Annotated in this window: 21 protein-coding genes; 14 read left to right on the forward strand and 7 right to left on the reverse strand. The window is 36.9% G+C overall.

The genetic code is table 11. The features are described from left to right. Window positions 1-20: 20 nt before the first annotated feature. Window positions 21-1,085, forward strand: a complete 1,065-nt coding sequence (locus ACLHG9_RS03950) for a branched-chain amino acid aminotransferase (RefSeq protein ID WP_410220224.1) — start codon at window positions 21-23, stop codon at window positions 1,083-1,085. Window positions 1,086-1,247: 162 nt separating this feature from the next. Here the strand turns inward: ACLHG9_RS03950 and ACLHG9_RS03955 are convergent, their stop codons facing one another. Then, window positions 1,248-3,032, reverse strand: coding sequence for a hypothetical protein (locus ACLHG9_RS03955; protein WP_410220225.1), 1,785 nt, complete (start codon window positions 3,030-3,032; stop codon window positions 1,248-1,250). 56 nt (window positions 3,033-3,088) lie between these two features. Next, complete coding sequence (locus ACLHG9_RS03960) at window positions 3,089-4,804, reverse strand: hypothetical protein (RefSeq protein WP_410220226.1); 1,716 nt, start codon at window positions 4,802-4,804, stop codon at window positions 3,089-3,091. A gap of 133 nt (window positions 4,805-4,937) precedes the next feature. Between ACLHG9_RS03960 and ACLHG9_RS03965 the strand changes: the two genes are divergently transcribed. The 8 genes from ACLHG9_RS03965 to ACLHG9_RS04000 all read left to right on the forward strand — a co-directional run bounded on the left by ACLHG9_RS03965 (window position 4,938) and on the right by ACLHG9_RS04000 (window position 12,977). Then, window positions 4,938-6,479, forward strand: coding sequence for a MiaB/RimO family radical SAM methylthiotransferase (locus tag ACLHG9_RS03965; RefSeq protein ID WP_410220227.1), 1,542 nt, complete (start codon window positions 4,938-4,940; stop codon window positions 6,477-6,479). Window positions 6,480-6,547: 68 nt separating this feature from the next. Further along, window positions 6,548-7,780, forward strand: coding sequence for a sigma-54 interaction domain-containing protein (locus ACLHG9_RS03970; RefSeq protein WP_410220228.1), 1,233 nt, complete (start codon window positions 6,548-6,550; stop codon window positions 7,778-7,780). A 1-nt stretch (window position 7,781) separates the two neighbouring features. Next, on the forward strand, window positions 7,782-8,294 hold the full coding sequence (locus ACLHG9_RS03975) for an LptE family protein (protein ID WP_410220229.1): 513 nt from the start codon (window positions 7,782-7,784) through the stop codon (window positions 8,292-8,294). Window positions 8,295-8,326: 32 nt separating this feature from the next. Beyond that, on the forward strand, window positions 8,327-9,622 hold the full coding sequence (locus ACLHG9_RS03980; RefSeq protein ID WP_410220230.1) for a hypothetical protein: 1,296 nt from the start codon (window positions 8,327-8,329) through the stop codon (window positions 9,620-9,622). Between the two features lie 12 nt (window positions 9,623-9,634). Next, window positions 9,635-9,985: a preprotein translocase subunit SecG gene (gene secG, locus ACLHG9_RS03985; protein WP_410220231.1), complete on the forward strand. Its 351-nt coding sequence runs from the start codon at window positions 9,635-9,637 to the stop codon at window positions 9,983-9,985. Window positions 9,986-10,199: 214 nt separating this feature from the next. After that, window positions 10,200-10,478: a co-chaperone GroES gene (groES, locus tag ACLHG9_RS03990; protein WP_410220232.1), complete on the forward strand. Its 279-nt coding sequence runs from the start codon at window positions 10,200-10,202 to the stop codon at window positions 10,476-10,478. 83 nt (window positions 10,479-10,561) lie between these two features. Beyond that, entirely contained in the window at window positions 10,562-12,199 is a 1,638-nt protein-coding gene (gene groL, locus ACLHG9_RS03995) for a chaperonin GroEL (protein ID WP_410220233.1), read from the forward strand. 109 nt (window positions 12,200-12,308) lie between these two features. Next, the gene (locus ACLHG9_RS04000; RefSeq protein WP_410220234.1) at window positions 12,309-12,977 is read left to right on the forward strand and encodes an MgtC/SapB family protein; all 669 of its coding nucleotides are present in this window, start codon (window positions 12,309-12,311) and stop codon (window positions 12,975-12,977) included. Here ACLHG9_RS04000 and ACLHG9_RS04005 read toward each other — a convergent pair. Beyond that, the gene (locus tag ACLHG9_RS04005) at window positions 12,937-14,067 is read right to left on the reverse strand and encodes a HEPN domain-containing protein (RefSeq protein ID WP_410220235.1); all 1,131 of its coding nucleotides are present in this window, start codon (window positions 14,065-14,067) and stop codon (window positions 12,937-12,939) included. The two genes, ACLHG9_RS04000 and ACLHG9_RS04005, sit on opposite strands and share 41 nt — an antisense overlap. After that, window positions 14,051-14,881: a hypothetical protein gene (locus ACLHG9_RS04010; protein ID WP_410220236.1), complete on the reverse strand. Its 831-nt coding sequence runs from the start codon at window positions 14,879-14,881 to the stop codon at window positions 14,051-14,053. Before ACLHG9_RS04010 ends, ACLHG9_RS04005 begins: the two co-directional genes overlap by 17 nt. Window positions 14,882-14,977: 96 nt before the next feature. Here ACLHG9_RS04010 and ACLHG9_RS04015 point away from each other — a divergent pair, with 96 nt between their 5' ends. Then, window positions 14,978-15,664: a helix-turn-helix transcriptional regulator gene (locus ACLHG9_RS04015; RefSeq protein ID WP_410220237.1), complete on the forward strand. Its 687-nt coding sequence runs from the start codon at window positions 14,978-14,980 to the stop codon at window positions 15,662-15,664. 25 nt (window positions 15,665-15,689) lie between these two features. Next, window positions 15,690-17,117 (forward strand): L-serine ammonia-lyase, encoded by a 1,428-nt coding sequence (locus ACLHG9_RS04020; protein ID WP_410220238.1) that lies wholly within the window; start codon window positions 15,690-15,692, stop codon window positions 17,115-17,117. A 32-nt stretch (window positions 17,118-17,149) separates the two neighbouring features. Here the strand turns inward: ACLHG9_RS04020 and ACLHG9_RS04025 are convergent, their stop codons facing one another. After that, a complete protein-coding gene (locus ACLHG9_RS04025) occupies window positions 17,150-18,091 on the reverse strand; it encodes an energy transducer TonB (protein WP_410220239.1) in 942 nt (313 codons plus the stop codon). Then, window positions 18,081-18,659, reverse strand: a complete 579-nt coding sequence (locus ACLHG9_RS04030) for an RNA polymerase sigma factor (RefSeq protein WP_410220240.1) — start codon at window positions 18,657-18,659, stop codon at window positions 18,081-18,083. Before ACLHG9_RS04030 ends, ACLHG9_RS04025 begins: the two co-directional genes overlap by 11 nt. Before the next feature lie 190 nt (window positions 18,660-18,849). Here ACLHG9_RS04030 and ACLHG9_RS04035 point away from each other — a divergent pair, with 190 nt between their 5' ends. Further along, complete coding sequence (locus ACLHG9_RS04035; RefSeq protein ID WP_410220241.1) at window positions 18,850-19,596, forward strand: DUF4197 domain-containing protein; 747 nt, start codon at window positions 18,850-18,852, stop codon at window positions 19,594-19,596. Window positions 19,597-19,680: 84 nt separating this feature from the next. On the opposite strand, the gene ACLHG9_RS04040 is transcribed toward ACLHG9_RS04035, so the two are convergent. Next, window positions 19,681-21,219: a trypsin-like peptidase domain-containing protein gene (locus ACLHG9_RS04040; RefSeq protein ID WP_410220242.1), complete on the reverse strand. Its 1,539-nt coding sequence runs from the start codon at window positions 21,217-21,219 to the stop codon at window positions 19,681-19,683. 183 nt (window positions 21,220-21,402) lie between these two features. Between ACLHG9_RS04040 and dapF the strand changes: the two genes are divergently transcribed. Further along, the gene (dapF, locus tag ACLHG9_RS04045; RefSeq protein ID WP_410220243.1) at window positions 21,403-22,188 is read left to right on the forward strand and encodes a diaminopimelate epimerase; all 786 of its coding nucleotides are present in this window, start codon (window positions 21,403-21,405) and stop codon (window positions 22,186-22,188) included. Window positions 22,189-22,575: 387 nt separating this feature from the next. Next, complete coding sequence (locus ACLHG9_RS04050; protein ID WP_410220244.1) at window positions 22,576-23,760, forward strand: efflux RND transporter periplasmic adaptor subunit; 1,185 nt, start codon at window positions 22,576-22,578, stop codon at window positions 23,758-23,760. Window positions 23,761-23,777 lie beyond the last annotated feature (17 nt).

Consider the following 23,777-nt stretch of genomic DNA (forward strand, 5'->3'; position numbering starts at 1 on the left):
AGGCAACAAATTGTTATATCATGACCGATACAATTGACATAAAAGTAACCAAAGTTGAACAAAGTCGTTTAACTGTTACTGATTTTTCTCAGCTTCCATTCGGTAAAGTTTTTACCGATCACATGTTCTTATGCGACTATGAAGACGGTGCCTGGAAAAATCCTCGTATAGTGCCTTATGGTCCGGTACCGATGAGCCCAGCTATTTCAGCCCTTCATTATGGACAAGCTATTTTTGAAGGTATAAAAGCTTATCGCCAGCCTGATGGCAAAATCAGCATTTTCAGACCTGAAAAGAACTTTGCCCGTTTTAACAAATCAGCTAAGCGTATGGCGATGCCCGAAGTTGATAAAGAGATTTTTATGCAAGGTATGGCCGAGCTGATTAATTTAGATGAAAGATGGGTACCTTCTCAGGAAGATTATGCTTTATATATCAGACCTGTAATGTATGGTACAGATCCTTACTTAGGCGTAAAAGCTTCTGATACTTATACATTTGCCATATTAACTACTCCTACAGGTAAATATTATACCAAAGCTTTAAGAGTAAAAGTAGAAACCGAATTTACAAGAGCTGATGATGGTGGTGTGGGATTTGCTAAAACTGCAGGTAACTATGCCCGTTCTTTATATCCTTTTGAAGTCGCTAAAAAGGAAGGTTTTGACCAGTTATTATGGACTGACGCACAAACCCATGAGTTTATAGAAGAAGCCGGTACTGCTAATTTATTATTCGTAATTGATGGCAAATTAGTTACACCTTCTGTTAGAACTACGGTTTTAGATGGTGTTACAAGAGATACTATTATTCAGCTTGCTAAAGCCAATGGCATAGAAGTAGAAGAAAGAAGGTTATCAGTTAAAGAAGTAATAGAAGGTATAGAAAACGGAAGATTAACTGAAGCTTTTGCTGCCGGAACTGCTGCAACAGTGACACATATTGGCGTAATTAATTATAATGGTAAAGATTATCAATTAACTGATCCTGAAACCAGAAAAGTATCTAACGGTATCGCGAAACAGTTAAACGATATTAAATATGGCTTAGCAACAGATAATTTTGGCTGGAACTGGATTGTGTAATCCTGTTATTCCATTGTCTATTGATATAAAAATAAGGAGGTTGTCTAAAGACTCGAGGTCGTCATTCTGAACTTGTTTCAGAATCTAAAATATTTTTGTACTGCTCTACAAAGAGACCCTGAACTAAATTCAGGGTGACGGCAGGGCTTTTTAAACAACCTCCTATTTTTCAAGTTTCTTTCGCTGCTCTCTTTTAAAACGACGCAAATCCCTGTCTTCTTTCATCTGTTTAAATTGAGCAATCTGCCGCTTGATATCAGCTTCTTTTTGGGGAGTAAAGCCTGCACTGTATTTAACCCCCTGAAAAATGGTTTTCCATAAAAAATTAAAAAATGACGCACTTGGCTTTCTTTGATAATTTATAGGAGCAATAACATGGCGCCCGTTTTCTGAAGGATTATCTGGTGATATAACGATAGCATTGGCCAGTAAAGACAAAATCCCCATTCCGGTTAGTCCCTCTCCTTCTTCCTGTTTTTTCAGTATTTTAAGTGAGAGATCATTAAACCTGAAATCTATTTTACCCTTGGCTACATCTTTTTTTACATCAATATCAAAATCTAATCCCTTGATCTGGCACCTGTTTACCTGAACCATAGCCAGAGGCTTAGTTACATAATTGAGTTGCCTCGCATCCATTACACCCAAATTTCCCTTATAATTAAAGTCCCCGTCTGGTGAAATGATATTAAACCTGAAATGTACCTGAAGTTTTCCCTGCCCCATTAAATAGCTGGTTAGCTTTGCTGTTGTAAAAGGGTTTAGTTTTTTGAACTTATCCTGATTGGTTACATTGCTAAATTCTCCTGAAGTATTTTTAAATTCAACCCTTCCCCTTTGCTTGGTAACCTTATCGTATTCTGCATAGGTAATATCCAGATTATTGACATTGATCTTATGGATACTTAAAGGAATATTAAGTCTTTGCAACAGCTGATGTGGAAACCGGCCGCTTTTAGGCTCCTTATTTTTAGGGTAAGAATTATCGTTAAAAACCGAAAGTGTTCCATCAGCAATGTTCATCTGCTCGGCAATAATTTCTCTTCTTCTGATATAAGCAAGAATATCTATATCTGTAAGATCAATATTATTCAGATTAAGCAAGTAACGATCTTGTGCCACTCCTACTTTGTGTGCAAAAGCTGCTTCGCTATATCTGGGCTGAACCTCAAGGTTTTTAATATTCACTTTCTTTGAAGTAACAGAAAAATCCAGTTGACTAAGCTTAATATAATACAGGCTATCTGGGGTAGCATAACTATAATTATTAAGATAAATCTGTATATCTTTCAATAAAAATGTTCTGCTTTCATCTTTAGCAGATAAAGAATCTATAAGCCAGTCTGTAAGGGTAATATTTAAATTAGCTATAGTATCTGTTTCCGGCTTTAAACCATTTTTATTTACATATTCAAAAAAAGCATTCTTAAACTCTATTTTATCTACATGAAATGACTTACAAATAGACTTGATATAATGGTAAGGCGAAATTTCGGACCTCGACGGTTTTTTCTCATTAAATTCAAAGGCCTTATTGTTCATACTAATATTAGCATAATCAAAACGCAAAAGCCCTATTTGTATTTCTTTTTTAAAGAAAAGCCTGAAAGGATGAAATTGTTTAATGGTTAATTTTTTCAGTTTGATTTGGTATAGATTATTTGGTGCTTCCTTGCTGGTTATTAATCGCTTGTAAGTATTTGTATCAGCATTTAAAGTTACATCTGTTAATGTGGCATTACCTGTTAACAAGTTGGCATTGATATCTTTAAAATCTATGTCATAAAGTTTTCCAGAGGCATCTTTGATCAGCAGTTTAAGTTCTTCTCTAACACGAGGTTTTATATTAATGAAAATAAGAGCAGAAACACCATAAAGGAACAGTAAAGAACCCGCAACAAGGGCAAGTACCTTATAAAGTAATCTCATTTTTGCTTTCTGTGGCATAACCTGCTTTTAAAACCAAGATAGCTTTTATTTAATGAACATCAATTAGCCCAAGCTTACTTTTTTATACCTTTTTTAGGTGGAGGCATTTTTTTCATTGGTATCATACCCACGCCAGCTGTCTCCCTGATTCCTTTAAGTATCGTTTTCCACATCAGGTTAAAAAAAGATGCCTGTTTAACCCTATGATGGTCAACATAGGCAATACGTTGCTGATCGTTTCCTGTGGGGTTATCATCTTTAATTAGAATAGTATTGGCTAAAAATGACAGCAAGCCTTTTTTCTTCTGTTTGCCCTCTTCATCCTCTCCCAACATTTTAATTTTTAACCCGCCATAAAGAAATACAACCTTTCCTGCAGCCTGATTAAAATTTGCGCTTATATTAAAACTTGCACTATTTACATGTCCGCTTTCAACTTCCATCTTCCCTAAAGGTTTTGAAATTGCGTTCAGCACTTTCATATCAAAACCTCCAACAGTTCCATAATAATTAAAACCTCCATTTTTGTCAATGAGGTTAAAATCTATTTTTACATTCATTTTCGCGGTTCCCATTACCGAGGTACTCAGATCTGCATAGGCATGATTATGATGGGCAAGGCGTAAACTATCATTAGTTAAATTGCTCAAGGAGCCATTAAGAGCTTGTAATTTTACGGTTCCTTTATCCTTAGTTTCAGGATTAAATTCGGTATAGGCAACATCAACTTTATTGAGCATTACCTTTTCAATAATCGTTGGCAAGGGTAATCGTTGCAAGGCAACATGCGGAAAATTTCTGCCTTTATCAATATCGGGAGGAGGCAAAGACCGGTTCATAAACACGGCAACTTTTGCAGGACCTATAGTCATCTTTTTAACCTGTAAATTTCCGTTATTGCTTAAGCCCGTAAAATCAATATTATCCAAAATAATTGAACTGAAATCCAAATCATACCTGTCTTTTTGAACATTGTATTTTCTACTGAATTCCAACTCAGGATACATAGGAATGACTTTTAATCCCTTTATCTCTAAACTTCGTTTATTTAAGGATCCTCTTACACTGTCTATCTTAACCGTATACATTTTATCTTTTGTCAGCGATTTATAGCCCCCTAATTCAAAGCCTATGTTTTTGCTATAAAGTACCCTGGTAGTGTCTAGTGATGTTAAAGAATCAATCAACAGATCTTCAACCCTGATATTTACATGTTTCACTGCACTTAGTTTTCGATCTGTGTTATAATAATCGAAGTCTGCATCAATAACTTTAATCAGTTTAACCTCTATTGAGTTTAAGGTACTTTTTAAGATCTGATATAGGTTTTCTGATCTTGCCGTATCAGCGGTTCTTTTTATTCCTTTATGATAAACCATATCTATGGAAGGATTATCCAACAGTATGGCCTTAGCATGCAGCTTCTTTTTAAGATAAGCATCTAAAATACCTATACGGGTTATTTTTAAATGTTCCAGTTTTATTCGGAACACATGTACCGGGGCTTTTTTTTGCAGTTTAAGTTCGTTAAACACATTGCTATCCGGCCAAAAAACTACACTATCCAGCGTTACTGTTCCTCTAAGCAGGTTGAGATGCAAATCTTTAAAATCCAATGTATATAATTCACCCGAAGCTTTTTTCACCCCCTCTTTTAATTTACTACTTAATACCGGCTTCCATTTTACTGCTATGATGGTTATCCCTGTAACCAGAACAATTAGCAAGCCCACCGCTGTTCCCCCGAACCAGTACCAAAACCTTCTTCTTGTATAAAAATGCTTCCCCATTAAAATAAAATACAAAAAAGCCGTTTAATTGTTTGAAGTACAAACTGCAATATAATTCATTCGTAAAATAACTGCCATTCTGTCATTTTCTATTTATTTTTTGTATTTTTGAAGCCCGTAAAATTTTTATTTAATGATTGATTTTAAACTTCAGGACAAAAGCCACGACGAATCTCGCCAGGGCGAAGCCTTAATATTAGATAATCAGAATGCCAATAGCAAAAAGCTTTATATTGAAAGCTATGGTTGCCAGATGAATTTTGCAGACAGCGAGATCGTTGCCTCAATTCTTGCTGAAACCGGCTATCAGACTACAGGCGATTATCAAAATGCGGATGTGATCTTTATAAACACTTGCTCCATCCGTGAAAATGCCGAGCAACGTGTTCGCAATAGGTTATCGCAATTTGGAGTAGAAAAACGTAAAAATCCAAAACTGGTAGTTGGCGTCTTAGGTTGCATGGCCGAACGTTTGAAATCTAAATTTTTAGAAGAAGAAAAACTGGTTGATGTAGTGGTTGGCCCCGATGCTTACCGTGATCTGCCAAAGCTAATCAACGAAGTTGAAGATGGTCATAAAGCCGTAAACGTAATCCTTTCTCGTGAGGAGACCTATGCCGACATTAACCCCGTTCGTTTAACGGGCAATGGCATTAGTGCATATATTTCTATTACCCGTGGTTGCGACAATATGTGCTCTTTTTGCGTTGTACCTTTTACACGTGGCCGTGAGCGAAGCAGGGATCCAAAATCTATCGTTAACGAAGCCATTCAGTTATTTGAACAGGGCTATCGTGAGGTTACTTTGTTGGGCCAAAACGTAGATTCTTATCACTGGAAAGATGGTCAGGAAATAAAAAGCAAAGCTGATGATCTACAAGATGAGATGAACACCCTAACCGGCGATGCGCTGTTAGAAGCATTGGTAAACAAAACAGATCTGCCAGAGAAACGCGGCCAGCATACCAATGAACAAATTGATGGCAGTGTAAACTTTGCACAGCTAATGGCAATGGTAGCAGAAATCAGTCCTGAATTAAGGGTTCGTTTTTCAACCTCTCATCCTAAAGATATTACCGATGAGGTATTACATACCATAGCTAAATACGACAACATTTGTAATTACATCCATTTACCGGTGCAAAGTGGCAACAGCCGGATATTGAAACTGATGAACCGCACCTATGATCGCGAGTGGTATATGGACCGTGTAGACGCCATTAAACGCATTATTCCGGGTTGCGCAATATCTACTGATATTATTACAGGTTTCTGTACCGAAACAGAAGAAGAACATCAAGATACTTTAAGCATGATGGATTATGTAACTTACAGTTTTGCTTACCAGTTTGCTTATTCTGAGCGCCCGGGCACACTTGCCGCACGTAGATATAAAGATGATGTACCTGAAGAAGTTAAGCTAAGACGTTTAAACGAAGTTATCCAAAAACAGCAGGAAGGCTCACACGCCTACATCAAAAACTTTGTAGGTAAAACCGTAAAAGTACTTATCGAAGGTTTCTCTAAAAAATCTGATAAAGAGTACAGAGGGCGTAATGATGAAAATGTAATGGTGGTTTTCCCTATTACAGATTCGGTAAAACCGGGAGCGTATGCAAATGTTTTAATAGAAAGCTGCACATCGGCTACCTTAATTGGAAAAGTTGTTGATTAATTAACGTTTCAGAAAACCAGATTTTTTCTAAGAAACAGGCAGTCCGAACCCTAAACAGGAGAACACGAATGGACATACAAGACATTAAAAACAGGTTTGGTATCATTGGCAACTCGCCATTACTGAACAGGGCAATAGATACGGCAAGACAGGTTGCGCCTACAGATATGTCGGTTTTAATTACCGGCGAAAGTGGGAGTGGTAAAGAAGTCTTTTCACATATTATACATCAGTTAAGCGCTCGTAAACATGGAACTTTTATTGCCGTAAACTGTGGCGCTATACCAGAAGGAACTATAGATTCTGAACTTTTCGGACATGAGAAAGGTTCTTTCACCGGAGCACATGAAGCCCGAAAAGGTTATTTTGAAGTAGCTAATGGCGGCACTATCTTTTTAGATGAAGTGGCCGAGCTGCCTTTAGGTACACAGGCACGTTTACTACGCGTTTTAGAAAGCGGCGAATACCTGCGCGTAGGTTCTTCTAAAGTTCAAAAAACAGATGTACGCATTGTAGCCGCAACAAACGTTGATGTTTACGACAGGGTTAAATCAGGAAAATTTCGTGAAGATTTATACTATCGTCTAAATACAGTACCATTACGTATCCCTTCATTAAAAGAACGAAAAGAAGATATTTATCTTTTATTCAGAAAATTTGCTGCCGATTTTAGTGATAAATACCGCAGCCCTGGTATTGTTTTAGAACCCGATGCCATACAGGTTTTAAGTAATTACAGCTGGCCTGGCAACGTACGTCAGCTAAAAAATATTGCAGAGCAAATCTGCGTATTGGAAAAAGACCGCAATGTAAGTGCGCAAGCCTTATTGAATTATATCCCTAACGAGCAGGGTAACCAGTTACCTATGGCGCTAAATACTGGCAGTAAAGAAGATTTTTCAGAACGTGATATACTTTACAAAGTATTATTTGATATGAAGAAGGATATGATGGATCTCAAAAAGCTGGTAGCAGAAATTATCCAGAATGGCGGAAATACTTCCCACATCGTTGCCGATAATTCGCCTTATATCAATCAGCTTTATCAGGATATTGAATTAAGTAGTCCTAATGAGCCTACCTTAACCATCAAGCACCCTTCAAATAATATGCCTGCCGATTACAATTATGCGCATGATGCCGAAGAAGTAGAGGAATCATTATCATTGGTAGACAAGGAATCTGATCTGATTAAGAAAGCACTTAAAAAACATAAAGGAAAAAGAAAATTTGCGGCGCAGGAACTAGGAATTTCTGAACGTACTTTATACAGGAAAATTAAAGAATTAAACCTGAGCTAAGATGAAAAAAATATGTACCGTATGGGCTGCTGTTATTGTATTGTTTGGATGCAGTTATAAATTTAACGGGGCATCTATTCCTCCGGGCATGAAAACTGTTAACGTTCGTTTTTTTGAGAATAACGCTCCATTGGTTGTACCCGATCTAAGCCAGCAGTTTACCGAAGACCTAAAAGAAAGAATTCGTACGCAAAGCAGACTGATAGTTACACAAAATGAAGCTGATGCCACTTTTGAAGGACGTATTACAGGTTACGATATTAAACCCATTGCTTTTACTGATAATAAAAACCCTGTGGCTGGTGCAAACCGTTTAACCATAACCGTTTTTGTTAAATACATTAATAACCTGGATACAGGAAAAGTTAAGACCAGCTTTGAAAAAAGCTTTACCCAATATGAAGATTTTACTTTGGGTGGTCAAACATTGCAAAGCATTGAAAGAGGGTTGATTAAAAAAGTAAACGCAAAACTTACAGAGAACATTTTTAATGATGCTTTTGCACAATGGTAAAAAATTGAGCTTTCAATTACTATCTTAGCAACATGGAGTTAAATGACCAACATAAACAGCAACTTACTAAATTACTGGCGCAACCTTGGCTGGTAATGCCCGAGCATGCTGAAATGTTACGTAAGCTAACCCAAAGATACCCTTACTACCAGCAATTATATCTTTTGCTGGCCAAAGCAGAAAGCAACGCACCCCAAGCTGCAAGATCACTAACTAAAGCAGCTATTTATAACAATGGTACAATTCTGCACAAAGTAATAAATGATGCTAAGTCATTAAAGAAGTTTAATGAAATTGAAGTTGTAAGATACGGATCAGTTGAGGCTGTCATACCAAACGGTTCTAATCAAAATCAAACAGCGCCTAACAATGCACATCAGGAAGAAACCGTCACGCATTATGAAAAGGCAGAAACTCATTATGAAACAATAGTTGCTGTTTCTGAACCAGATGAGCAGGAAGTATTTGAAGAAATCAATGAGCTGATTGTTCCAGAAGTTACAGAAACTCCAAAGGCAGAACAATCGGTTCATCCTATAGAAGAAACACCTGTAATTGAAAGCATAGATAGTACAAATACCGATATCCCTAAAGAGCATTATGCCGATTTCTTAGAAGAACCTGCAAATGAATATACGGCTACAAACAATACTGTTTCTGAAGAAAAAACAGGCCCTAATAATTTAGACCCCGATAGTTTAGTAAACACTGATTTTTTCTATTTCGACAGGAATTTTGTTTCAGAGAAAGTAGATGAACATGCAGAAACCATATCAGATGTTGAAGAAACAACTGTGGCTGTGAATCTTACCAAACTCAAAAAAGGCCATATTGAACCTGAGGCCAAGGTAAGTAAATATGACGATGATAAACTTCCCTTTACTTTTCTTTGGTGGCTCGCTAAAACCCGTAAACATTATGAAGCTGTTTTCAGACCTTTTGTAACACAAAAAACCAATCCCGAAAACACAGGCTCTGAACTTCAGCAACAATATGTAGAGCACATCTTCCATGCTCAGTCTCCACTTGAAGAAGAACATGGCACTGTTACGGGTAACACAACTAAAGAAAGTGAGCTCATAGATAATTTTATTAAAAATGATCCCCAGATCAAGCCTTTAAAGCCAGACCAGATCAATAACGAAAATAAGGCCAAGAAAAGCGCTGAAGATAACTATGATTTAGTATCAGAAACTTTAGCGTCAATCTACATTGAACAGATGCTTTATCACAAGGCAATAGACACTTATCAAAAATTAAGTTTGAAGTTTCCAGAAAAAAGCCGTTACTTTGCCGACCTTATCCAATCATTAGAAAAGAAAATTTAGAATAACGATATTATGGTAACCTTTTTAATTATTTTATTAGTTGTTGTATGCATCGCTTTAGGTCTTTTTGTTTTAGTTCAAAACCCTAAGGGTGGTGGTTTAGCTACAGGCGGCGCTAACAGTAATATGTTTGGCGTACAACGTACAGGTGATGTTTTAGAAAAAGGAACATGGGTTTTATTAGCATTACTTGTTGTTTTTAGTATGGCTATTACAGTAGCTTCAAAAAACGGTGGTGCAACTACAGGTTCAAAAATTGATGAACATATCAACAAAACAGCAACTCCATCAGTAATTGGAGGTGGCTTACAAAAACAAGAAACTGCTCCGGCTAAAACAACTGGTGACAGTACAAAAAAATAAGACTTGATCGCATTTATATAAAAACTCCGTAGTAGATTACTGCGGAGTTTTTTGTTTAATACAGCACTGTCAGACTGACACTCCCATGTTAAACTTATTTTAAGAAACTGACAGCTTTACCAAGTTTTTCAGACAAAAGCCAATTGGCATAAAAACTGATAAAACGTTAACTGTTAAATTAAACATTTTAAATCAAAATAATATTATTAGAGTTATGGCTTTAAATTTAAAACCAATTGGAGACAGGATTGTAGTAGAAGCTGCTCCTGCCGAAGAAAAAACAGCGTCGGGTATCTATATCCCTGATACCGCTAAAGAAAAACCTCAACAAGGAACTGTAGTTGCTGTTGGATCTGGTAAAAAAGATGAACCAATGACTGTAAAAGTTGGTGATATTGTTTTATACGGAAAATTTGCCGGTACAGAAATCACTCATGAAAGTAAAGAGTATTTAATTATGCGTGAAAGCGATGTTTACGCTGTAATCGGATAGTTTTAAGTTAAAAGTAGAAAGTTAAAAAGTTAAAAGAGATGAAGCCTTAAATCTTATCTCTTATACTCAAATCTAATTAAACAATGGCAAAACAAGTAAAATATAACGTAGAAGCCCGTGATGCTTTAAAAAAAGGTGTTGATGTTTTAGCAAACGCGGTAAAAGTAACCTTAGGTCCAAAAGGACGTAACGTAATTATCGATAAAAAATTCGGTTCACCAACCATTACTAAAGACGGTGTATCTGTAGCTAAAGAAATTGATTTAAAAGACCCTATTGAAAACATGGGTGCGCAAATGGTAAAAGAAGTTGCCAGTAAAACTGCTGATATTGCAGGTGATGGTACCACTACTGCAACCGTTTTAGCTCAGGCTATTGTTACTGCAGGTATTAAAAACGTAGCTGCTGGTGCAAATCCAATGGATTTGAAACGCGGTATTGATAAAGCAGTTTCAGCTGTGGTAGCTAATTTAAAAGAGCAATCACAAACTGTAGGCGAAGACAATAACAAAATCAAACAAGTTGCTTCTATCTCTGCCAATAACGATGAAGTTATCGGTTCATTAATTGCAGAAGCAATGCAAAAAGTAGGTAAAGACGGTGTAATTACTGTAGAAGAAGCAAAAGGTACCGAAACAGAAGTAAAAACGGTAGAAGGTATGCAGTTCGACAGGGGTTACCTTTCTCCATACTTTGTAACTAACGCTGATAAAATGGAAGCTGAATTGGATGCACCTTTCATTTTAATCTACGACAAAAAAATCAGCAACATGAAAGAATTGTTGCCGGTATTAGAAAAAACAGTTCAAACCGGTAAACCACTTTTAATCATCTCTGAAGATTTAGACGGCGAAGCTTTAGCTACATTGGTAGTAAACAAAATCCGTGGTTCATTAAAAGTTGCAGCTGTTAAAGCTCCTGGCTTTGGCGATAGAAGAAAAGCAATGTTAGAAGACATCGCGATCTTGACCGGTGGTACTGTAATTTCTGAAGAAAGAGGTTATAAATTAGAAAATGCTGATCTTTCTTACTTAGGTACTGCAGAAAAAGTAGTAGTTGATAAAGATAACACTACTATAATCAATGGTTCAGGTAAAACTGAAGACATTAAAGCTCGTGTTAGTCAGATCAAAGCTCAAATCGAGACTACAACTTCAGACTATGATAAAGAAAAATTACAAGAGCGTTTAGCTAAACTTTCTGGTGGTGTTGCCGTACTTTATGTAGGTGCAGCTTCAGAAGTTGAAATGAAAGAGAAAAAAGACCGTGTTGATGATGCTTTACATGCAACCCGTGCAGCGGTAGAAGAAGGTATCGTTGCCGGCGGGGGTGTCGCTTTCATCCGTGCAGTAGCTTCAATTGCCGACTTAAAAGGTGATAATGATGATGAAACTACAGGTATCTCTATCGTGCGTCGTGCTATCGAAGAACCATTACGTCAGATTTGCGAAAACGCAGGTATCGAAGGTTCTATTGTAGTACAAAAAGTAAAAGATGGTAATGCCGATTTTGGTTACAATGCCCGTACAGATGTTTATGAGAACTTAATTGGTGCCGGTGTTATCGACCCAACTAAAGTATCTCGTGTAGCTTTAGAAAATGCCGCTTCAATAGCATCAATGCTCCTAACAACAGAAGTTGTTTTAGCCGATGAACCAGAAGAAGCCGGTGCCGGAGCTGCTCACCCTCCAATGGGCGGTGGCATGGGTGGCATGATGTAATATTTTCAGCATCTATGATAAGAAATCCCCCGGAACATGTTCCGGGGGATTTTTATTAATCGGTTTTTCTATTTCTCAACAGCCAAAGCAATTACTTATATTTACCTACATGGAAGAATTGTTTAAGTTTCTTGGCGATAATAATAAATACCTCACCATGGCTGAGGTAAATAAGTTTCTGCTAACCATACTTCTATGTGGCATTATTGGTGCGGAACGTGAGTATCGAAGCAAATCTGCCGGGTTAAAAACCATGATCATGATAGGCCTTGGCGCTTCGCTGTTTACCATTCTTTCTATTAAAATTGGGTTGAGCAGCCATGACCGTATTGCCTCAAATATTGTAACAGGTATAGGCTTTTTAGGAGCAGGTGTAATCTTTAAAGAAGAAAATCGTGTTAAAGGTTTAACCACTGCCTGTGTAATCTGGATTGTAGCAGCCATTGGTATGGCAGTAGGTTCGGGGTACTTTATACAAGCCGTTGGTGTAACCATTGTGGTACTTATTGCATTATTAATATTTCCTTCTGTAGAAAGTATAGTAGAACGTAGGTTTACCAAACGTACCTATCGTATTGTGAAGCACTTTAACAACCAAGATTTTGATGAGTATGAACAGCTTTTCAAGCAATTCAAATTAAAAACCGACAGAGGTAAACACCAGTTAGCAAAAGGCATTATTACGGGCACCTGGAATGCTGTTGGCACCCCGCAGCACCATCACCAGTTTGTTCAGGCTATGTTAAAAGACAGCAGTATTCTTGAGTTTGATTTTTAGCATCAGGAAACTGTATAGCATGTAGCTCATCTTGCAGATCTTTTATTTTATCTGCAAACAAGATAAAAGCTTGCTGATGCAGCATACTTACTTTCTGGTATAAAGAACTTACAGTTTCTTCTGTAACGGTATATTCACGATTATAACGGGCATCACAGTAACCTTTTTCAAGAATTTCCAGATCATGTAATTCTTCCTTTTCATCCGCAGAAAAAATACCGATAAGATAAGGTGCAAAACGTTTCAAATTACGTCTTAACACAATAAGTGAATGACATTTTATATCCTTACCTCTCATAATATTTAAAAAACATCTGTAAGTAAGCTCTGCCGTTTGCTGCAACATAAAAACGGCCAGTTCATAAGAGCCGGTATCAATATAATTTATAGCCCCGCTTAAAAATGAAGAAGCTTTTTTCATCTCTGCATCAAACACATGTTTACAACGAGCTACCATCACTTCATAAATTTTAAAGCAAGGACAAGGTAAGAGCTCTGCGGTACTTTTCCTGTAAACAACATTTTTTTCAATACAAACAGAACTGTAAAAGAAATTTCCTTCCAACATCTGCTGTTTTAAATAGCCAAAAGTGTGTAGCGTACAAACACTGTCAGGATAGCCAAGCAAACTCATATCTATAACGTTTTCAAACGTTTCTAAAGACTTGCCACAACATTTTTCTAAAACAATAATCAGATCCAGTTTATCTTTTTTACCGCTAATATTGTAAATAGTACCAATAGGTATAGCCTGCTTAAGTAAAGAAACAATCCCATCAAAAGATACTAGCGTATGTTCAGAAAAAGAACAATCAACAAACATTTCATCTTCATCACAATGATAACTTGAAGCCAAGCTGTTCAGCACATTTAAAAGCTCCTCTAAAAAATCTGATTCTTTATGGTAAAGATGCCCGGTTAACTGATGGCTTTCTCTATAACATTGCCAAAGCTTTTGCAAATGATCATAAATATCTAACTGACTATATTTATTAAAAAACCTCCTGAAAGACTGCTCATGCATCTCCTGATCAGTTTCCTTGTACATGATGGGGTACATATCCATTAGTTCGTTAATTTTCGTTACCATTGTTAATTACGTGATCTAAGAAATTGTTTAATCGGTAATAATCACCTACTACTTCTTCAAAATCAACAGGAAGCCCATTGGCATTATAAAGCATATAATCTACCAGCATTTTACGCAAACTCATGGATAATTTAACAGGTGAGCGTGTTTTAAATAAGGTATTTAAAGCATCACTAACCGAAGTAAACGAACCACAATCTTCATTTTCCTTTACAGGCTCCATAACCGTTTCCGTTATATGATTACTTGCAATCTCATTCTTAAAAATTAGCCAACAGCCTATCAGAACTTTAACTAACGATTTGTAAACCTTTCTGATTTTTAGCTGTTCTTCAGCATGTTCATTAGAACAAAGACTCAAGTTCAACATTTCATACAATTGATCCTGAAGTTTATATAAACTGAGCTCCCTGTAAAGTCTCTCAAACACTAAATAAGGATTAACTATTTCATCAGACTTTAGGTAAACAGTTAGCTCAGCATCACTTAATACCTTACCTTTAGATTTATGTTTACCGACAAGACCAATACTTTTAGAAAATTTCACATCTGCTTTATAAATCACCCAAGCAGCATTTAAAAGTTGAGAAATCAGTTTATATCTATATAAAACATCTGCAATATCCCGATTAAAAGATTTCGGGCTTATGGCATTCTTATATACCCTCTTTAACAACAATAAATGATCTTCAATGCTTGCTGTATCAAAAAAATTGCTGATAATTTCATAAGGATCTGAGCTTTCTCTGTAAATAGGATTTTTTTGTAAGGCCTTTTTAAAGTAGCCTTTGTAAACCGATTGCAAATTCTCCATAATTGAAAAGATGAGATATTAGTTATAGATTAGGTTATTTTATATATTAGCTATATTTACTATTAAATTTACAAACTTATTTGCAATATTCAAACAATGTTGAAAAATAACTCAAACATATTTGAGAGGATGATGTCTTTCGCTCTTGAAGAAGGATGTAAGAATGCCAACGATTTATCAAAGCGCTTGGGATATAAAAGCCCCGAAAAATTATATCGCTTAGAAAGAGATGCCACTGCTAAACCCTCAGCAGATATACTCATTGATTTCTCAAAAATATTTGATAACGCAAATATGAATTGGATATTAACCGGCATAGAGCCTAAATACAATTCTGAACCAACCGAAAACATAAACCCTTACGAGGAGATCGAAGATAATAGAGTGCCTTATTATGATGTTAAGCTTACAGAAATAAACAGCTTAACAGCTATGGAAGAAAAGCCCGATTATTTTGTAAGCTATAAACCTTTCAATGATTGTACTGCTTACCTGCCAGTTTATGGCGATAGCATGTACCCGCGGTATGCAGCAGGCGATGTAATAGCAGTTAAGGAAGTAAAAAATAAAAGTATCATACTTTGGGGAGAAGCCTATGTGGTTATTACCAACGAAAATGCCAATGAAATTAAGGCCATTAAAATTATCCATGAACATGCTGATGAAAAGAAAGTCATCCTAAGATCATCAAACCCTAACTATAAAGGCGATATTATCATACAAAAACAAGATATCTTATCATTATACATTATTAAAGGGAAAATAACGAGAAATATTATTTAAACCTTCGTAATTTTGTATACAAATCATGCAACAAGAACAAATCTCCGTTTTCGATATTTTTAAAATAGGTATCGGTCCCTCAAGTTCGCACACTTTAGGCCCTTGGCGTGCAGCTCAGAAATTTACTGATCTGCTGATCCAGCAAAATGTGCTTAACGATGTAGAACAGGTTAAAATATTATTATATGGCTCATTAGCCAAAACAGGCAAAGGTCATGGAACTGACATTGCCATATTATTGGGCTTATCAGGAGGAGATCCCGTAACTTTTGATGTAAATGCGATAGACAGTACCGTTAACCAGATAAAAGGAGAACAAAAATTGACTTTGGCCGCTAAACACGAAATTGGTTTTACCTACGCCGAAGATCTGATTTTCTTGTTTAATGAAAGCTTGCCTTTCCATCCAAATGCTGTAACCTTTCAGGCTTTTTTAAATAACGGAAAAGCCATTTCCGAAACTTACTATTCTATTGGAGGTGGTTTTGTTGTAAAAGAAGGCCAGGAAAACAGCGACAAAGAACCAGTAGAGCTTCCTTTTCCTGTTGAAAAAGCCAGTGAATTACTACACTGGTGCTTATCTACCGGGCTCAAAGTAAGTGAAATTGTAATGGAAAATGAGGCCGCATGGCGTTCTGAGGAAAAAACCCGTAAAGGCGTTTTAGAGCATTTTTACGTAATCAGAGATTGTATCTACCGTGGCTGCCACACCGATGGTTTTTTACCTGGAGGACTAAATGTAGCCCGTCGTGCTGCCAAACTAAATAAAAGACTGATTAATAACCAGACTTATACAGATTATAACAGTTGGGTTAAAGCCATCCAAAATGGTGGAACCGGCTTTAATTATATATTGGACTGGGTAAGCTGTTTTGCTTTGGCCGTAAATGAAGAAAATGCCGCTTTTGGTCGTGTAGTGACTGCCCCAACCAATGGTGCATCAGGTGTTATTCCGGCTGTTCTGCAATATTTCATCACATTTTGTAATGGCTATACAGAAGATAGAATTATACAGTTTATTGCCTGTGCAAGCGAAATTGGCAGCATTTTTAAAAAAGGTGCCACCATATCAGCAGCAATGGGTGGCTGTCAGGCAGAGATAGGTGTTTCATCAGCCATGGCTGCTGCGGCCTTAACCGAGTGTTTAGGGGGCTCACAACGACAGGTCTTAATGGCCGCAGAAATCGCTATGGAGCATCATTTAGGCTTAACTTGCGATCCTATTGGCGGGCTGGTACAAATTCCATGTATCGAACGCAATACCATGGGGGCAATCAAAGCCATCACAGCCAGTCAGCTTGCATTACAAAGCAATCCGGATAAAGCTAAAGTGAGTTTAGATGCAGTAGTAAATACCATGTGGGAAACTGCTCTTGACATGAATGTGAAATACAAAGAAACTTCTGATGGTGGCCTCGCAACCAAAGTGCCTATAAGTTTGCCTGAGTGCTAATGATATAACTTATTGAAAGTACGGTTTTAGCATTAAAATTGTACTTTCAATATAACTTGGTTTGGCGTACCTTCAATATAATTCCACTTAGAACCCTCTTTAACTAAACGTACTGCCTCATTATCAAGTTGTGCTCCTGCCGATTTGGTTATTTCTATTTTAGCTGGTAAACCATTTTTATCTATAAGAAAATGCAGTTCTACTGTTTTTCCCAGTTCCTGATTCTTGCTTACCCTATTCTGCTCTGTTAAATAGATTTGATAGGCAGCCCATCCATTTAAAGGTTGAGGTTTAGATGAGATACTGTCTGTTTTAGGTACAGACAAAGCTACAGAGCTACTCATTGCAGCTACTCCTATTTCTGGCTTCACCATTGCCCGCTTAGCCTGTGCAGCCATAGGTTCTGCTACAGTTACCATATCTTGCAAGGGTGCAATATCTTTATCGTTCTGTTTATTATCAGTTTGTTTATTATTTCGGGCAAGTGCTCCGCTCTTGTTTTTTAAAGTATGATCTAATTCTGCTTGAACTTTTTCAGGCACAATCTGTGATTCATTTTCTGACTTTTGGTTTTCAGGAATATCAGCGGTCTGAGGAGCCAGATTTACTTCTACATTTTTAGGTTTATTTGCAGCCAGTTCTGCTTGTTTCTGTCTATTGGTCTCCCTCATCCAAAACAAGATACTAACTGATATGAATACAACTGCCGCAGTAGCCGCGATGCTTAAACGATGAGAAGTTAAACGCCACATTTTACGTTCAACAGGCTTTTGCTGCAAACGCTCCTGTAATTGTTTTTGTAAGAGCGAAAGATGATAGGTTCGTTTTTTACTGGCAGCCAAACCCTCTAAAGCCTGGGCAACAAAGGGATCTTCAAGGGATAATTTTTCCACCTGATACATCTCTTTGGCATCCAGTTTACCGTCAAGGTAATCTTCCAATACCTCAATATCTAACCAATCGTTATAAGCCACTGTTTTTCTCTATGCAAATTTTTAAATTACGCTTACCGTTCTGGATATAGCTTTTTACTTTGAGCATATCATAGCCCGTAATTTCTGCAACCTCCTTATAGCATTTTTCTTGCAGATAAAATAAATCTACGCTTTTTCTCTGCTCTTCTGAAAGGGTTTCCATACACTTTTCCATAATGGTCAACTGCGTTTCTTTTGTATCGTCAATATCCAGATGCACAAAATCATCTTTTTCCACAAAGTTCTCATCCATTGGCACCAATGGATTTCTATTTTGCTTGCGCAGGGCCATTAAGCAATGATTACGGGTTAAGACATGCAGCCAGCTTTTAAAATTCTGTACCTGATGAACCCGCAGTTTAACAACCAGTTCTTCAAAAATCTGCATAACAGCATCTTTGCTCTGCTCTTCGTCTTTAAAGTAACTTAAGCAAACACCGTACACCAAATGCATATATCTGTTATAGAGATTGCCCAACACATCCAGATCGCCACTTTTCTGGTAAAGGGCAACCAACTCTGCATCATCAGGGTTCTGACTTTTGGATGTATTTTTGATAAATTTCAAGCGGATACTAAACTTTAATCTTTTTCAATTATAAAAATATTTTTTGACATGAGCACTTAATTTTATTAAACACATTTTCCTCTTAAATAAGATACTATGTTATTATTTAAGCAATAGCAGCATTGATCGCAAAAGATTTTATTAATATTGTATCAATTCCCTAATCATTGAACTTTAGCCTTCAAATCAAATGAATAAAAAGATAGCGTTAAGCATGTTAATTGCAGCCACAGTTACTTGTAGCAGTTGCGATGTTCAATCACAACAACAAATAAGTGGAATTTTAGGTCAGGTAGCTACAGGAACTACGGGCACACCTACCAGCTTAGAGATAGGTAATGCTTTAAAGCAGGCATTAGAACTGGGTACCAGTGCCGGAGCAGACCGTTTATCGGCAAGAGATGGTTTCTTTGGTAATATGGCAATAAAGATACTGTTCCCAACAGAAGCTCAAAAAGTAGAAAGCACATTGAGGAGCATTGGATTAAACAGTTTGGCCGACAATGTGATTTTAAGTTTAAACCGCGCAGCCGAAGATGCGGCTAAAGAGGCCAAGCCTATTTTTGTAAATGCAATAAAGCAGATGACCATTGCTGATGCTACCAATATTTTATTTGGGAACAAAGATGCGGCTACACAATATTTTAAAAGAGTTACGACTGCACAGTTAATGGAAAAATTCTCGCCTATAATTGCCAATAGTTTAAGCAAAGTAGGTGCTACAAGATACTGGACTGATGCTGCAACAGCTTACAATAAAATACCTCTTGTAAAACCTGTAACAACAGATCTAACCAGCTACGTGGCTCAGAAAGCTATTGATGGTATGTTTGTTCAGGTAGCACAGGAAGAATTAAAGATCAGAGATAATATAGGTGCCCGTTCAACAACATTATTGCAAAAAGTATTTGGTTACGCTGATAGCAAAAAAAAATAACGGAACAGCACTAAATCATACTATAAATAAAAAATCCCGGACAAATTGCCCGGGATTTTTTATTTATAGTAATATCGCTACTTATTAATTAAAAGAGAATGTAAATGTTCCGCCTTCACTTACTCCTGAGATGGTAATTCTCTCATTTTTTCCTGAAGGCATGGCTTTTTCTATATCTGCAGCACTATTTACTTCCTTACCATTTATGCTGGTAATAATTAAACCTTTTTTAATTCCCAAGTTATCAAACAATTTACCTGGGGCTACTTCGGTTACATATACTCCATTTCTAATACGGTATCTTGCTTTTTGAGAATCTGTTGCAGGTGCAAAGCTTGCTCCTACAGCGCTAACGCTCGTTCCTGCAGCTTTATCCTTATTTTTGGCTAAATCAGACATTGTGCTCTCTGGTTTTAAGGTAACTGATACGTTCTTCAAAGATCCATCTGCCTTTAAAACAGTTAAGTTAACCTTATCTCCCGGGCTCATTCTACCAATTTTTTCCTGCAGATCAGGCGAATCATAAATATCAGCGCCATTTACTTTCTTAATAATATCTCCTGATTTGATACCCGCAGCTTCAGCACCGCCATTTGGAACAACATCGCTTACATATAAACCTGCTATTTCTTTGGTTTTTAATTCCTCGGCAACATCAGCATCTAAAGGTTTAAATGATACTCCTATATAACCACGTTTTACAGAGCCGTATTTTCTAAAATCTTCTAAGATCTTTTTAGCCAAGTTAACAGGGATCGCAAATCCGTATCCTTCATTTCTTCCTGTTTGCGAAGCAATAGCCGCATTAATACCTATTAGCTCTCCATTTGCATTTACTAAAGCACCTCCGCTATTTCCAGGATTAATGGCAGCGTCTGTCTGGATGAATGATTCGATAGAATTATTGGTACGGCTTGGCAATTTACCTGTTCTTTGGTATTCTTCATACTCTTCCTGTGTCATTTGTCCGTTCTCACGATTTAAGATACCAATGTTACGGGCTTTCGCGCTCACAATACCTGCCGTTACAGTAGTTTGCAAATCTAAAGGGAAACCCACTGCCAATACCCACTCGCCTACCTGTACATTATCTGAATTACCCATTTTTATAAAAGGCAATCCGCTAACATCAATTTTGATGAGAGCCAGGTCTGTATTAGAGTCTTTACCAATCACTTTTGCCGTTACTTTGCGTCTGTTAGACAAAATCACTTCAATTTTATCTGCACCGTCAACTACATGGTTGTTTGTTGCAATGTAGCCATCAGAAGTTAAGATTACTCCTGAGCCCGAAGCAGCCTGTGGTTGACGCGGAACACGTTGCATTCCTCCTCCAAAACCAAAGAATTGTTCAAAGATATCGCCCATATCTCTGCCTCCGCTACCCGATTTGGCAGCATACGTGGTCTTGATATGTACCACTGCAGGAGAAACAGCAGCAGCAGCCTGAACAAAATCAGGTGCACCTGTAGATGAAGAAATTATAGGATTTTTTGCAAACATCATATTCTGTTTGTCTGCAATTGTAAAACCATCATCATGGCGCTCAAATAATTTATAGGCGCCTATTGCAGCTACACCTCCTATAAATGCAGCCAGCACAATCAAACCTATTTTTTTCATTTGCATATTATTACTTTTATTCTCGTGAATCAATTTTAATGTCAAGTATTCAAATTTAATACCATATCAACGATATTTGTACATTTATAACACATCTTTTGATGTTAAAAAATGTTAAAACAATTAGCTCTTAAACAATTGTTTAATCTATAGGCAAATATTTCATCATTAAATGAAGAAAATATGAATATCTCTTTCTATAAATACCAAGGTGCAGGAAATGATTTTATTGTGATAGATCACCGCGACGCTCCTTTGCAAAACATTGATAATGCCCTTGTAGCCCGGCTTTGCGACAGAAGATTTGGTATAGGGGCTGACGGATTAATGTTTTTAACTACGCATCCCGATTATGATTTTGAAATGCATTACTACAATGCTGATGGTAACGTAGGTACCATGTGTGGTAATGGTGGACGTTGCATTGTTGCTTTTGCCAAACATCTGGGTATCATTAAAAATGAAACTAATTTTTTGGCAGTTGACGGCGCTCATTATGCCAAAATTACAGAAGAAGGTAACTGGGTAGCACTGCAAATGATAAATGTAGAGCAAATTGCAAATGATGAAGATGCCTTTGTATTAAACACTGGTTCGCCTCATTATGTAAAGGAAGTAAAGAACTTAGAAGCGTTAGACGTGTATAAGCACGGTTACGAAATCAGGAACAATCATACTTACAAAGTGAATGGTATCAATGTAAACTTTGTAGAGAAAAGACCAAACCATTTATTTGTACGCACTTTTGAACGTGGAGTTGAGGATGAAACTTATGCCTGTGGAACAGGAGTAACTGCTGTTGCTATGGCTATGGCTAAAAAGGATAACAGAATAGGCCATATTGAAACTCCCATACAAGTCTTAGGTGGCAATCTGGAAATAAAATTTAATTATGATGGGCAGGTTTTTACAGATGTTTTTTTATGCGGTCCTGCAGAAAAAGTTTTTGAGGGGAATATGGTGGTTTAATTTCAAAAGCAAATTTCTTTTCTGAAACAGGGTACCTATTTATAAAAAAGTGCTTTAACAAAGGCCAGCCCTCTTGTTTTTGTAACAAAAATCAATCAATTGATTAAATGAGATTTCTCTGACTTTGTCGAAACAACGCTCTGCTATTTTTGTTGTCGTTTTAACAATCAAAATACTACAACTTGGTAAAAAGAAATATCATCAGATCAAGCATTCATAGATTGCTACGCAAAAGGCCCTCTTTATTTAATGATTTGGTCACACCAAGCTTCTTCCCTGATTTTACAAATCAATATACCGATCATAAAACCATTAAACCCTACCGTTTAATGGTTTCTATTTTTAGTACAGGATACAATCTAAAGCATCAAATTCAGTAACATATATATGAAAAAAGCAACACAATTATTAACCTTAGCAGGTACATTTAGCATACTGATTGCCGCTTGCAGCGGAGGTGATAAAAACCAAAAAGCAGGTGGCCCCGCAGGGCCTACAGGTCCTCAGCCCTACCCTGTTGTGCAAGTTGATGAGCAAAACACTTCCCTTGAAACAGATTATCCTGCTACTTTGGAAGGCATGCAAAATGTAGATATCAGGCCAAAAATAGATGGCTTTATTGAGCGTATATATGTTGACGAAGGCGCTACCGTAAAACAAGGACAGCCTTTATTTGCCATTAACGCCCCTCAGTATGAGCAGGCCGTAAGAACTGCTGAAGCAGCTATTAAAAGTGCCGAAGCCGATGTTAATGCAGCTCAATTGCAATACAACAAAACAAAACCTTTAGTAGAAAAAGATATCATCAGCAAATTTGACCTTCAGAATGCTGAACTTACATTAACCGCAAAAAAGGCTAATCTTGCTCAGGCAAAAGCAGCTTTAGTGAATGCTAAAGTTAACTTAGGTTATACCGTGGTTACAAGTCCAGTAAACGGGGTTATAGGAACAATCCCTTATAAAGTTGGCGCCTTGGTAAGCAGCAATAGTCAATTGCCTTTAACAACCGTATCTAATATCTCTAAGGTTTTTGCATATTTCTCTTTAAATGAAAAGCAGTTATTGGATATTTCTCGAAATGTAAAAGGAAATAATCTGGCAGATAAAATTAAACAAATGCCAGCCGTTTCATTGGTATTGGCTGATGGAAGTATTTATAATGAGAAAGGTAAGATTGAAACAGTTAGCGGACAGATTAACAGCCAAACCGGTGCTTCAAGCTTAAGGGCTACTTTCTCAAACCCTAATGGCTTACTCAGAACCGGAGGAAGTGCGTCAATAAGAGTACCTCAATACTTAAAAAATGCCATTTTAGTACCTCAAAAATCAACTACAGATATCCAGGGTAAGAAGTTTGTTTATCTGGTAACAGATACAGGTGGTGTAAAAATTACCAACATAGAAATTATGGAGTTAACCAAAGGCAATTTCTTTGTGGTAACCAACGGCTTAAAAACAGGTGATAAAATTATTCTGGAAGGTTTTTCAGGCTTAAAAGAAGGTGATAAGATCAAGCCTGTAAATAAACCTGCTGATTCTGTTTTTGCTGATATTAAAAACGCAAAACCATAAATTTTAGCTCCAGTCTA

This window comes from Pedobacter sp., from assembly GCF_046462515.1.
In the GTDB taxonomy this organism is placed as follows: Bacteria; Bacteroidota; Bacteroidia; order Sphingobacteriales; family Sphingobacteriaceae; genus Pedobacter.